Origin of the sequence: Neisseria cinerea (assembly GCF_900475315.1) — a bacterium.
Lineage (GTDB): Bacteria > Pseudomonadota > Gammaproteobacteria > Burkholderiales > Neisseriaceae > Neisseria > Neisseria cinerea.
On record NZ_LS483369.1, the window covers coordinates 1,372,410 to 1,385,298 of the forward strand.

Sequence of the window (12,889 nt, forward strand, 5' to 3'; positions counted from 1 at the left end):
CATTCAGACGGCATCGGAAATCAGTCTGCCGCGTGCCACGGCTTCTGCATTCCGGCGTGGAAACTCGGTTTCTCGCCGCCCCAGAGAGTGTCGATGTCGTAGAAGTCGCGCACGGCAGGGAGCATGACGTGGACGACGAGGTCGCCTGCATCAACCAACGTCCATTCGCCGCTGTCGCCTTCGGTACTGAGGATTTCAAAACCGGCTTCTTTCAAATCGACGGCAACGTTGTTGGCCAGTGCTTTGACTTGGCGGGTACTGTCGCCGCTGGCGATAATCATTCTGGCAAACAGCGAAGTTTTGTCTTGCGTTTCGAGAACGGAAATGTCTTTGGCTTTGATGTCTTCTAGGGCGTTGACGGCCACCCCGACCATTTTTTGCAGGTCTTGCAGTTCTTGTTCGTTCATTATGTTCCTAACGGGATGTTTTCAGACGGTATTATAGCCGTTCCTTACTGATTTGACTTTATTTTTCGTACAGCCGGTATTCTCGGATATAACGGGCGGCGGCAGGCGGGATGCCGTCTGAAACGCCTTGACCGGCAAGGTTGCGGCGGATTTCCGTTGACGACACATTATGCATCGGGGCGGACAAGATGCGGACGCTGCCGTCCTGAAGGGACTTGCCCAGCCATGCGTGCAGTTCGCGCGGGGTTTGGTGCAGGCTGTCGCCCTGCCGCATGGCGACGGCGATATTGGTTTCGCGCACGAGCATCTGCCATTTTTTCCATGTGTGCAGCTTCATCAGGCTGTCGCTGCCCATCAGCCACCAGAGTTGCGCCGAAGGGAACTGCTGGCGGAAAATTTGGACGGTGTCGAAAGTGTAAGTCTCGCCGTGACGGACGATGTCGCAGTCGCTGACGGCAAAACGCGCGTCTTCTGCCGTCGCCAGTTCGACCATGGCAAGGCGGTCGGCGGCGGAAGCGGAGGCGGCGTCTTTGTGATACGGGCCGCCTGCCGGCAGGAAAACAACCGTGTCCAACCCGATTTCATCGGCAAAGGCACGGGCGATATGAAGATGCCCGTTGTGTATCGGGTCGAAAGTGCCGCCGAACAGTCCGATTTTCTTCATGATGTTTCCATTCCTTCCGATAAGTCCATGCTGTCTGAAACACTGCCGTCCACAATCAGGGTCAGTTTGCCGGTAACGGGATGGATGACCAATCCGTGAACGGCAATATGGCGCGGCATCAACGGATGGCGGCGGATGAGTTCGACCGTATGGCGCACACTGTCTTCGACGTTGTCGAAACCGGTCAGCCAGCCGTCGAGGTCGACACCGGCATAACGCAGGGTTTCGATACGGTCGTCGGGAATATTGCTTTCATGCACCTTACTGAGAAAGCCGGCCGCATTCAAACCCTGCATACCGCAATCGTGATGGGAGATGACCATGATTTCTTTGACTTTCAGTTCAAACACGGCAACCAGCAGGCTCCTCATGACCGAACCCCATGGATGCGCAACCAGCGCGCCTGCATTTTTAATCAGTTTGGCATCGCCGTTCCTCAACCCCAAAGCATTGGGCAGCAGCTCGATAATCCGCGCATCCATGCAGGACAAAATCGCCAACTCCCTGCCCGGGTATTTGTCGGTAAAATATTTCTCATATTCGCCCGACTCGACAAACTTCTGATTATAGGAAAGGATTTCGCTCAACTCGCTCATTTTGCCGTCCTCTGAAAAAGGGTTCACATTATAACGTTTCCGTCTGTTTTCCGCCTTCGCCGTTGTCCAACAGCAGGAAAATGCACACCGCAAATGCCGACAACAGCAATGTCAACACCATTGCCCGCGCATAATTGTCCTCACCCGCACGCCCCAAATAGGCATAAATCAAAGTCGTCAACGTCTGCCATTCCGGACGCGACAGGAACAATGTCGCCGCAAATTCGCCCACGCAGGTTGCCGCCGCCAAAGTCAGGCCGCGCCGCAACGCCGGTTTCAAGAGGGGGAGCGTAATACGGTATGCCGTCTGAAAGCCGTTTGCGCCCAAACCCGCCGCCGCCCTGCCGTAATCCGGCGGCAGTGCATCCCAGGCCGATAAAACATCTTTTGCCACAAACGGATAAGCCAGCAGCGCATACATCGCCAGCAGCAACGGCAACGAAGCCGTCCACTGCGGATAAAGCAGCAGCACGCCTGCCGAAACACAAACCGGCGACACCATAAACGGCAAAAACATCAGCCCGCGCATCCACGCCAACCGCTGCGCCGCCGCCGCATACATGACACCCAATACCGCCGCCGAAAATACCGCCGCCGCAGAGAAGCGCAAAGTATTCCACACCGCCTGCCAAGTTTCGCGTTCCGCCAACACCTGCCAAGATTCTCCCGCAGAACAGGCCTTTACCACGACCGCCGCCAGCGGGAACAGGCAGCATATACCCAACACCGCCGCCGCAAACGCCAGCAGCACATATTCCCCGACCGACTGCGGTTCAGACGGCATCACAGGGGAAACCGCCTTATCCGAACCCGCGCGTCTGCCGAACCACGCATACAGCAATCCCGCCGCCGCCGTTACCCCCAACACCAGCCACACCAGCACCGAAGCAACCGCCATATCGAGTTCGAACATGACCAACTGGTAAATTTCCACTTCGACCGTGGCATAACGGCTGCCGCCCAGCAGCAGCGCCAGCCCGAACCCGGAAAAACAATACAGGAAAACAAGGCACACGCCGCCGGCAAGCCACGGGCGCAAAACGGGCATTTCAATGTCCCAAAACCGCCGCCACGCCCCCGCGCCCAATGTCCGTGCCGTCTGAAGCCGTGCCGCAGGCACTTGAACAAACCCCTGATATGCCGCCCTGACCAACACAGGAAGGTTAAAAAACACATTGCCGTACAACAACAAATACGGCGTATCCTGCCAGCCGCGCCACAACAGGCCGTCCGTCCCGAACAGGGCCAGCACGCCCACACCCGCCACCAACGTGGGCATCACGAAAGGCAGCATCAGCAGGCGCAGCACAAAAGTCCGCCCCGGGAACGCCAGCCGCGCCAGCACCCACGCGACAGGTACGCCCAAGGGAAGCACCAAGATACAGGTTGCCGCCGCCTGAAATACCGTCCATGCCAAACGTTCGAGCATATAGGCATCCGACAGCACCGCGCCCCATGCAAAACCGTCATACGCCGCCATCGCCCATAAAGGCGCAAGCACCATCGCGGTCAAAAAAAACAGGGGCGGCAGCGTAACCAATCCGACAACCACCCAACGCCGCATATCCATCCGTTTTCCCATTTCAAAACATAATGGCTGGATTGTACCCAAAGCCAATCAAAAATGACTGCACAATTTTATCCGTCCGCAGTCAAACTGCCGCCAACCGCCGGAATTCAGAGGCAAACACCGGCGCGGGTGCGTAACAAAGCAGCCGAAACCGGTACGCCGAACCGGAAAACATCCGGAAAACACATCCAAACCCGAAACAAAATGCCGTCTGAAACCCTTTCAGACGGCATCGGATTCCTACCCGGCAGACGGTATCAACCCAAACTCAACAGCAGGTTGCGGAATGCGTTCGGGTCTTTGATAAACGTCATCTCGCCCTCCTGCGGAAAATGAAAATCCAACAGGCGCGACACCCAAAAACGGATGCAGCCGGCACGTTGGGCGGTCGGGAAATACGCCTTTTCTTCGGCGCTCAAGGGGCGCACGCCCTCATAACCGCCGATAAACGCCTTTTTCAACGCCTCATCCAACTTATTGTCCGCCGTCCTTGCCCAATCGTTGACCGCAATCGCCAAGTCATACATAAAATTGCCCCGGCAGGCATAATAGAAATCGATAAAGCCCGATACCTGACCGCCGTCAAGCAACACATTGTCTTTAAACAGGTCGGCATGGATGATGCCCGAAGGCAGATGATTGCCGAGATTCTCCTTCAGCGCATCGATTTCGGAACACAGCAGCGCGGCATCGTCTTGCGACAGGACGGGCAGCAGTCGGGCGCACGCCTCCGTCCACCACGCATCGTAACGCGGGTTTTCCATTTCCAAAGGGAAATCGGCGGCGGCAAGGTGCATTTTGGCCAACATCGCACCGGTATGGAAGCACTGCTCCGCCGTCGGCAGCGCAGTATCCGAACCTTTCAGGCAAGCAACCAGGCAGGCAGGCTTGCCCGCCAAAACGGAATCGAGCCGGCCGTCTTTGCGCGCAATCGGCGCGGCAACCGCCACGCCCTTCATACTCAAATGCCGGTTAAGCTCCAGAAAAAACGGCAGCTCTTCCTGTTTCAACACTTCAAACACGGTCAGCACATAACGTCCCGAAGTCGTCGTCAGAAAATAATTGCTGTTGGTAATCCCCTGCGCGATACCCTGCAGGGAAACAAATTCCCCCAAATCGTAACCGCTCAGGAAGCCGCGCATTTCATCATCGGAAACACTGGTATAGACAGACATATCAACTCACTTGCTCAAAAACGGGCAAACCCGCCGTCAGAACGCCGGACGGCAGGCAAACATATAATTCACATCGGTCGAATCGCACAAGGCATAAGTTTGCGACAAAACATGGTAAGTCATACCCTTCGTATCCGCCACATCCAAGCCCGCCTGACGGCACATCCGCGCCAGCTCGGCAGGCGTGATGAATTTTTTCCAGTCGTGCGTGCCTTTGGGGACAAACTTCAACAGATATTCCGCCGCCACAATCAGATGCAGGTACGATTTCGGGTTTTTATTGATGGTAGAAAAAAACACCATGCCGTCCGGTTTGACCAGCTTGGCACAAGCACGCACGATGGCGGCGGGATCGGGGACGTGTTCCATCATTTCCATGCACGTTACCACATCGAACGAGTGCGGTTCCGCCTCGGCAAGGTCTTCCACGCGGATACATTCGTATTCGATATCGGCGACATTATTCAAAGCCGCGTGCAGGCGGGCGGTTTCCAGCGACTGCTCCGCCATGTCGATGCCTTTGACAAACGCCGCACCGCGCCGCGCCATGCTTTCCGCAAGGATGCCGCCGCCGCAGCCTACATCCAAAACACGTTTGCCGCACAAATCCGCGTGTCCGTCGATATAATCGAGCCGGAGCGGATTGATGTCATGCAAGGGCTTGAATTCGCCCGATTTATCCCACCATTTGTCGGCAATCCGGCTGAATTTGGCAATTTCCTCTGCGTCCACATTATATTTTCTGTCAGACATCCTGCCTCCCATCATTCAAAAACACGGCGGCGTCCGCCGTTGCCCAAAAGGAAAAAGATTATACTATGGAACGTCATGCCGTCTGAACAGACTTTCAGACGGCATGACCGCAAACACCTTACAGCCCCCCGCACTTTACGGCATAATGGCGGCCACGCTTTTCGTCAGAAAGATAAAATATGTCAACCAAAACCCCTTCCCTGTTCGGCGGCGCGATGATTATCGCCGGTACGGTTATCGGCGCAGGCATGCTTGCCAACCCGACCGCCACATCCGGCGTATGGTTTACCGGCTCGCTGGCCGTGTTGCTGTACACCTGGTTTTCCATGCTCTCCAGCGGCCTGATGATTTTGGAAGTCAACACCCACTATCCGCACGGCGCAAGTTTCGACACCATGGTCAAAGACCTGCTCGGACGGAGCTGGAACATCATCAACGGCATCGCCGTCGCTTTCGTTTTATACCTGCTTACCTACGCCTACATCTTCGTCGGCGGCGACCTGACCGCCAAAGGGCTGGGCAGCGCGGTAGGCGGCGACGTTTCACTCACCGTCGGACAACTCGTCTTCTTCGGCATTCTCGCCTTTTGCGTATGGACATCCGCACGCTTGGTCGACCGCTTCACCAGCGTCCTCATCGGCGGCATGGTATTAACCTTTATTTGGGCAACCGGCGGCCTGATTGCCGATGCCAAAATGCCCGTCCTCTTCGACACCCAAGCCCCCGTCGGCACCAGTTACTGGATTTATGTCGCCACCGCCCTGCCCGTCTGCCTCGCTTCCTTCGGCTTCCACGGCAACGTCTCCAGCCTGCTCAAATACTTTAAAGGCGACGCGCCCAAAGTAGCTAAATCGATCTGGACGGGCACACTGATTGCGCTAGTGATTTACGTCCTCTGGCAAATTGCCATCCAAGGCAACCTGCCGCGCAACGAGTTCGCCCCCGTCATCGCCGCCGAAGGGCAAGTCTCCGTCCTGATTGAAACCCTGTCCAAATTCGCCCAAACCGGCAATATGGATAAAATATTGTCCCTGTTTTCCTACATGGCAATCGCCACCTCGTTTTTAGGCGTAACCTTAGGTCTGTTCGACTACATCGCCGACATCTTCAAATGGAACGACAGCATCTCCGGCCGCACCAAAACCGCCGCGCTGACCTTCCTGCCGCCTCTAATTTCCTGCCTGCTCTTCCCCACCGGTTTCGTTACCGCCATCGGCTACGTCGGCCTGGCGGCAACCGTCTGGACAGGCATCATCCCCGCCATGCTGCTCTACCGTTCGCGCAAAAAATTCGGCGCAGGCAAAACCTATAAAGTTTACGGCGGCTTGTGGCTGATGGTTTGGGTCTTCCTTTTCGGCATCGTCAACATCGCCGCACAGGTATTGAGCCAAATGGAACTCGTCCCCGTATTTAAAGGATAAAGGCAAAATGCCGTCTGAACGAGTTTTCAGACGGCATTTTCGTAACCGTTGCAGCCATGCGGCAAAAAGCTAACGGGCAATTTTCAAAACGTCGTACAGATAGTTGCGGTAATTTCCGACCAACTCCCGGTTCGGGCAGTCTTCCAACCCTCCGCCGCACAAACCGCGCATCGCCATATTCGCACGCATGAAGCCGTCTTTGGCTTCCAAACCCGCCGCCTCCATCAGCACGCCGCCTGCAAAGGCAAGGTCGAGGAAATCCTGCCGCTGTACGAATCCGCCAGCAATATTGCTCCTGACGGCAAACTGCGTTACATAATCCGGCTGCGCGTAATCCCATTTCTTCCTGACGGACACGCCCTCAAACGGTACCTGATGATCGCCGAAATAACCGAAAACAAAGGGTTTTCCGCGTTCGTGCAGATAACGGTCGAAACTTTCCACCGCTTTGTCCAAATCGGCAATGCGCCCGATGTAGTCATTAAGCGCGGATATGGTTTTCGCATTCAAATCGGGCACATCCAAATCAAACACATTATCGGTATCCGTCCGATACGGCCCGTGCTCCTTCATGGTCAGCACATATACGAACATCGGTTGGCGCACGTTTTCCAAATCGGGATGGCGTTTTTCCAAAATCATCCGCACATACTGCATCATTTCCTCACTGGAAATGTGCCACAGGTTTTTGCCCATCGGCGCGGGATAGCCCAAATCTTGCGGCTGGAACATCAGATTAAAGCCGAAATGGTCATATGCTGCCTTGGCATTGTAGTTGCCCTTGGTAAACGGCGAGAGCGCCACGCAAAAATAACCGTGTTCGCGCAGGTTGCGGACAAAACCGGTCTGCAAATGCGGTACGACCGAGTAAAACACGCCGCTTGCCAACGCGCCGAAATCCGTGGACGGAACACCCGCCAAAAACGCAAATTCGGACTTCCACGTTGCGCCGCCGAAAGTATGCACGCGCAAAGGTGAGGAAAATACGGTATCTTCCTGCCGTCCGAACATTTTCAAATCGGGAATCTTGGCGGCGGCAAAGTCGAAACAGTGCGGATCGAGCGTCGATTCCATCAGGGTAACGACAATATCGGGTTTTTCATCCGACATGCCGCACGGCTGGGTTTCAGACGGCATCTGTTTGGCAAACCCCTCTCCATCGCCCTCGAACACGGGTACTTGGAAAAACACCGCCCGACAGGACATCGGCAGGTTCAAAAACACGTCGCGCCCGTCGTCCGGCAGCGAGTCCAGCCACGTCTTTACCGCGCCCGGATGTTTGGAAAAATGCCGCATTGACACGAACGCCGCCGCAAACAAAACCGCGCCCGCCCACCGCCACGGCACACCCAAAGTATCCGCACCGCTCCAGCCGAAAACCGCATATGCCGCCAAAGCCAGCAGCCCCGCCATACCGATAACCGCTTCCTTATAATGGAACAGCGTTTCCCAATTCCGCCAGTCGGCAATCAGCAAAAAGTCGGAAATCAACAGCGGCTGTTTGTAATAATGGATTTTCAGCCTGTGGAACAGTATCAGCACCACAAACCAGACCGAAGCGAAATTCAAGGCGCGCTGCCACTGCGCCGTCAACATCAGCATACCGCCCGCCAAAAAGACAAACAGCGCGGACGCGAAAAAATACGTCCAGCGGTAGTGCGACCTGACAATCAGCACCAACGCCGCCGTTACAAACAAAAACAGGAAAACATAGGCAACCATCCCGCCCCACTCCTCAAAACGGCATACCTGAGCCATTGCGAATTATTATCGAAAGCGTGCATTATAATGCAGCACAGGCGCATTTCCACCGATATTTCAGTATAATGCCATCCCCGAACCTGCCCAACCCAAAGGAACCGTGATGAAACTCATCATTCTCGACCGCGACGGCGTCATCAACCAGGACCGCGACGACTTCGTCAAATCCGTTGACGAGTGGATACCTATCGAAGGCAGCATGGATGCGGTGGCATTCCTGACGCAGGCAGGCTGCACCGTTGCCGTCGCCACCAACCAATCCGGCATCGGCCGCAAATATTTTACCGTTCAAGACCTCACCGAAATGCATGCCAAAATGCACCGCCTCATCCGTCAGGCAGGCGGGGAAATCGACGGCATCTGGTTCTGCCCGCATACCGGCGCCGACGGCTGCGGCTGCCGCAAGCCCAAACCGGGCATGATTGAAGACATCCTCGAACGCTTCAACGCCCAAGCTTCGGAAACTTGGCTGGTCGGCGACAGCCTGCGCGATTTGCAGGCAATCGATGCCGTCGGCGGAAAACCCGCGCTGGTTCTGACCGGAAAAGGCAAAAAAACGCTCTCCCAACACGGACACGAATTGCCCGAACACACACAGGTTTTCGATACCCTGCTCGATTTCTCACAATACATCATGCAGGAAAACGCCGCACCGCAAGCCGACTGAACATACCGCATTCCGACAAGGCAAAACCATGCTCATCATCCGCAACCTGATTTACTGGCTGATACTCTGTTCCAGCCTGATTTTCCTCTTTCCCTTTATGCTGCTCGCCTCGCCTTTCCGTGACGGGGCGCACAAGATGGCGCGGGTCTGGGTCGGTATCCTCAACTGGTCGCTCAAACACATCGTCGGGCTCAAATACCGTATCATCGGCGCGGAAAACATTCCGGACCGCCCCGCCGTTATCTGCGCCAAACACCAAAGCGGCTGGGAAACGCTTGCCCTCCAGGACATTTTTCCGCCGCAGGTTTACGTTGCCAAGCGCGAGTTGTTCAAAATCCCCTTTTTCGGCTGGGGTTTGAAGCTGGTCAAAACCATAGGCATAGACCGCAACAACCGCCGCGAAGCCAACGAACAGCTCATAAAACAGGGGTTAGCGCGTAAAAACGAAGGCTATTGGATTACCATTTTCCCCGAAGGCACGCGCCTTGCGCCCGGAAAACGCGGCAAATACAAGCTCGGCGGCGCGCGCATGGCGAAAATGTTTGAGATGGACATCGTCCCCGTCGCCCTCAACAGCGGCGAATTTTGGCCGAAAAATTCCTTTCTGAAATATCCGGGCGAAATCACCGTCGTCATCTGTCCGACTATCCCGCACGCAAGCGGCAGCGAAGCCGAATTGATGGAAAAATGCGAACACCTCATCGAAACGCAGCAGCCGCTCATTTCCGGTGCAGGCCCGTTTGCCGCCAAAATGCCGTCTGAAACCGTATGACCTCCCTGATCCACACTCTTTCAGACGGCATGAAACTGACCATAGAAATCAAGCGCCGTGCCAAGAAAAACCTGATTATCCGCCCTATCGGCACACATACCGTCAGCATCAGCATCCCACCCTGCTTCTCCATCTCCGCTCTAAACCGCTGGCTGTACGAAAACGAAGCCGTCCTGCGGCGAACACTGGCGAAAACACCGCCGCACAATACGGCAAACCGGCTGCCCGAACATATCTGGTTCCACGGCAGGCAGCTTGCCCTCACCGCCCATCAAGACACGCAAATCCTGCTGATGCCGTCTGAAATCCGCGTTCCCGAAGACACGCACGACAAACAGGCGGCACTGTTGGCAACCTTTCTGAAACGGCAGGCCCAAAGCTACCTGCTTCCCCGCCTCGAACACCACGCCCGCACCACACAACTGTTCCCCGCCTCCTCCTCGCTAACCTCTGCCAAAACCTTCTGGGGCGTGTGCCGCAAAACCACAGGCATACGCCTCAACTGGCGGTTGGTCGGCGCACCGGAATACGTTGCCGACTATGTCTGCATACACGAACTCTGCCACCTCGCCCACGCCGACCACAGCCGCGCATTCTGGGCGCTGACCCGCCGCTTCGCACCCTACGCGGACGAAGCCAAGCAATGGCTCAAAGACCGCGGCAGGGAACTTTTTATTTTGGGATAATGCCATCCGTTTCAGACGGCATTTCTGCATTCAACCTACACGGGAGATTCAATATGAAGAAACTCGCCGTCCTGACCGCGCTCGCCGGATGCAAAGAACAGGCTGCACAAAAACCGCCTGTCGATCAAAGCAGGATATGTATATATTCTAATGACGAAGAAGCCCGGAAATGCGTAAACGGCGAACTGTCTTTCTTCAATCCGACCCGATGGGGAAATGAGCAACTCCCGCTCTTTGCGGTCGCCCAATACTGCGACACCAACTACAACATTACCTACAACAATGCCGGCGTCGTTTGCGTATTTACCGACAAAAGAGTGCAAAAGCCTGCCTCCGGCAGCGAATCGTCCGTAAGCGGATCGGTTCCTGCAAAATAGGCTTCCGTCCGCACACCAGCTCAGAACCGTACCCCGTTTGAAAACAAAAATGCCGTCTGAAACCCGACATCCGGTTTTCAGACGGCATTTTTTGCTTGACGTTTAGCTATAAAGCTTCGCTCCTTTTTTGACGAACTCAATCGCTTTTTCTTCCATGCCTTGCTGTTGGGCTTTTTGCTTGTCGGCGTAGTCGCGCACTTCCTGCGTGATTTTCATCGAGCAGAATTTGGGGCCGCACATCGAGCAGAAGTGGGCGATCTTCGCGCCTTCGGCAGGCAGGGTTTCGTCGTGGAAGCTTTCAGCGCGTTCGGGGTCGAGGCTTAAGCGGAATTGGTCGCGCCAGCGGAACTCGAAACGCGCCTTGCTCAGGGCGTTGTCGCGCAACTGTGCGCCCGGCCAGCCTTTGGCGAGGTCGGCGGCGTGGGCGGCGAGTTTGTAGGTGATGATGCCGGTGCGCACGTCTTCTTTGTCGGGCAGTCCCAAATGCTCTTTCGGGGTAACGTAGCAGAGCATGGCTGTGCCGTACCAGCCGATATTGGTCGCGCCTATGCCCGAGGTGATGTGGTCGTAGCCCGGGGCGATGTCGGTAACGAGCGGGCCGAGTGTGTAGAAAGGCGCTTCAAAGCAATGTTGCAGCTCTTCGGTCATGTTTTCTTTCACCCGTTGCAGCGGCACATGGCCGGGGCCTTCGATCATGACTTGTACGTCGTGTTTCCACGCTTTATCGGTCAATTCACCCAAGGTGTGCAGCTCGGCAAATTGGGATTCGTCGTTGGCATCGGCAATACAGCCGGGGCGCAGGCCGTCGCCGAGGCTGAACGACACATCATACGCCTTCATGATTTCACAGATTTCGTCGAAATGCGTGTAGAGGAAGTTTTCTTTGTGGTGGGCGAGACACCATTTCGCCATAATCGAACCGCCGCGGGATACGATACCGGTGAGGCGGTTGGCGGTCATCGGCACATAACGCAGCAACACGCCTGCGTGTATGGTGAAATAGTCCACACCTTGTTCCGCCTGTTCGATTAAGGTGTCGCGGAACAAATCCCAAGTCAAATCTTCGGCAATACCGCCGGTTTTTTCCAAAGCCTGATAGATAGGCACGGTGCCGATGGGGACTGGCGCGTTGCGGATAATCCATTCGCGCGTTTCATGGATGTGCGCGCCGGTGGACAAATCCATAATCGTGTCCGCGCCCCAACGCAGCGACCACACCATTTTTTCGACTTCTTCGGTCAGGCTGGAGGTTACGGCGGAATTGCCCAAGTTGCCGTTGATTTTGACGCGGAAGTTGCGGCCGATAATCATCGGTTCGAGTTCGGGGTGGTTGATGTTGGCAGGGATAATCGCGCGTCCGGCGGCGATTTCTTGGCGCACGAATTCGGGCGTGATTTGGTCTGGATGGGTCGGGATGTTCGCACCGAAACTTTGTCCTGCGTGCTGTTTCAAGAGCTTGACGTATTCAGGCCGTCTGAAAAGTTCGTCCAGCTTCATGCGTTCGCGTATGGCGACAAACTCCATTTCAGGCGTGATAATGCCTTGGCGCGCATAGTGCAGCTGGGTTACGTTGCGGCCGGCTTTGGCACGGCGCGGACGGGTGATTTGGTTGAAACGCAGGTGGGCGGTTTGCGGGTCATGCGCGCGTTCGATGCCGTATTCGCTGGAGAGCTTGGGCAGGATTTCGGTATCGCCGCATTCGTCCAGCCATGCAGTGCGGATGTGCGGCAAGCCTTGTTTCAGGTCGATGTGTGCCGCCGGATCGCCGTACACGCCGCTGGTGTCATAGACGGGAATGGGCGGATTGGCTTCCGTACCTTGCGCCGTGTAAGTGTCGTCCTGACGGATTTCACGCAAAGGCACGCGGATGTCGTCGCGGCTGCCTTGCAGATACACGCGCTCCGAGTTCGGATATTTAAAGCGGATGCCGATGTCTTCGCTCAAGTCGGCAAGCTCGCGCGCTTCATTGCCGGAAGTTTTGGCGGTTTTTTTTGGCGTAGTCATAAAAAATGCTCCTGTTTTCTCGTTTAGAATAAAGAA

At 55.7% G+C, this 12,889-nt stretch carries 14 protein-coding genes; 5 read left to right on the plus strand and 9 right to left on the minus strand.

Translation table 11 applies throughout. The features are described 5' to 3' along the window. Positions 1–20 precede the first annotated feature (20 nt). From rsfS to ubiG, 7 genes are all read right to left on the minus strand, one after another. Entirely contained in the window at positions 21–407 is a 387-nt protein-coding gene (rsfS, locus tag DQM57_RS07085; protein ID WP_002214954.1) for a ribosome silencing factor, read from the minus strand. A gap of 58 nt (positions 408–465) precedes the next feature. Then, the gene (nadD, locus tag DQM57_RS07090) at positions 466–1,071 is read right to left on the minus strand and encodes a nicotinate-nucleotide adenylyltransferase (protein WP_111727369.1); all 606 of its coding nucleotides are present in this window, start codon (positions 1,069–1,071) and stop codon (positions 466–468) included. Beyond that, on the minus strand, positions 1,068–1,667 hold the full coding sequence (locus tag DQM57_RS07095; protein ID WP_111727728.1) for a beta-class carbonic anhydrase: 600 nt from the start codon (positions 1,665–1,667) through the stop codon (positions 1,068–1,070). Before DQM57_RS07095 ends, nadD begins: the two co-directional genes overlap by 4 nt. Positions 1,668–1,695: 28 nt before the next feature. Next, complete coding sequence (locus DQM57_RS07100; protein WP_111727370.1) at positions 1,696–3,237, minus strand: ABC transporter permease; 1,542 nt, start codon at positions 3,235–3,237, stop codon at positions 1,696–1,698. A gap of 107 nt (positions 3,238–3,344) precedes the next feature. Then, positions 3,345–3,470: a hypothetical protein gene (locus DQM57_RS09970; RefSeq protein WP_269460472.1), complete on the minus strand. Its 126-nt coding sequence runs from the start codon at positions 3,468–3,470 to the stop codon at positions 3,345–3,347. 24 nt (positions 3,471–3,494) lie between these two features. Further along, positions 3,495–4,412 (minus strand): homoserine kinase, encoded by a 918-nt coding sequence (gene thrB / locus DQM57_RS07105; RefSeq protein WP_111727371.1) that lies wholly within the window; start codon positions 4,410–4,412, stop codon positions 3,495–3,497. 36 nt (positions 4,413–4,448) lie between these two features. Next, entirely contained in the window at positions 4,449–5,177 is a 729-nt protein-coding gene (gene ubiG / locus DQM57_RS07110; RefSeq protein WP_111727372.1) for a bifunctional 2-polyprenyl-6-hydroxyphenol methylase/3-demethylubiquinol 3-O-methyltransferase UbiG, read from the minus strand. Positions 5,178–5,344: 167 nt separating this feature from the next. Here ubiG and DQM57_RS07115 point away from each other — a divergent pair, with 167 nt between their 5' ends. Then, on the plus strand, positions 5,345–6,586 hold the full coding sequence (locus tag DQM57_RS07115; RefSeq protein WP_111727373.1) for an aromatic amino acid transporter: 1,242 nt from the start codon (positions 5,345–5,347) through the stop codon (positions 6,584–6,586). A 69-nt stretch (positions 6,587–6,655) separates the two neighbouring features. On the opposite strand, the gene DQM57_RS07120 is transcribed toward DQM57_RS07115, so the two are convergent. Beyond that, positions 6,656–8,308: an LTA synthase family protein gene (locus DQM57_RS07120; RefSeq protein WP_111727374.1), complete on the minus strand. Its 1,653-nt coding sequence runs from the start codon at positions 8,306–8,308 to the stop codon at positions 6,656–6,658. A gap of 142 nt (positions 8,309–8,450) precedes the next feature. Here DQM57_RS07120 and gmhB point away from each other — a divergent pair, with 142 nt between their 5' ends. From gmhB to DQM57_RS07140, 4 genes are read left to right on the plus strand one after another with little or no spacing between them, the layout of a single operon-like run. Then, positions 8,451–9,014 (plus strand): D-glycero-beta-D-manno-heptose 1,7-bisphosphate 7-phosphatase, encoded by a 564-nt coding sequence (gene gmhB / locus DQM57_RS07125; protein WP_095176575.1) that lies wholly within the window; start codon positions 8,451–8,453, stop codon positions 9,012–9,014. Positions 9,015–9,042: 28 nt separating this feature from the next. Next, on the plus strand, positions 9,043–9,786 hold the full coding sequence (locus tag DQM57_RS07130; protein WP_003677293.1) for a lysophospholipid acyltransferase family protein: 744 nt from the start codon (positions 9,043–9,045) through the stop codon (positions 9,784–9,786). Next, positions 9,783–10,472, plus strand: coding sequence for a M48 family metallopeptidase (locus DQM57_RS07135; RefSeq protein ID WP_111727375.1), 690 nt, complete (start codon positions 9,783–9,785; stop codon positions 10,470–10,472). Before DQM57_RS07130 ends, DQM57_RS07135 begins: the two co-directional genes overlap by 4 nt. Positions 10,473–10,525: 53 nt before the next feature. Next, positions 10,526–10,849: a hypothetical protein gene (locus DQM57_RS07140; RefSeq protein WP_111727376.1), complete on the plus strand. Its 324-nt coding sequence runs from the start codon at positions 10,526–10,528 to the stop codon at positions 10,847–10,849. 102 nt (positions 10,850–10,951) lie between these two features. On the opposite strand, the gene thiC is transcribed toward DQM57_RS07140, so the two are convergent. Beyond that, the gene (gene thiC / locus DQM57_RS07145) at positions 10,952–12,853 is read right to left on the minus strand and encodes a phosphomethylpyrimidine synthase ThiC (protein WP_111727377.1); all 1,902 of its coding nucleotides are present in this window, start codon (positions 12,851–12,853) and stop codon (positions 10,952–10,954) included. Between the last annotated feature and the right edge of the window lie 36 nt (positions 12,854–12,889).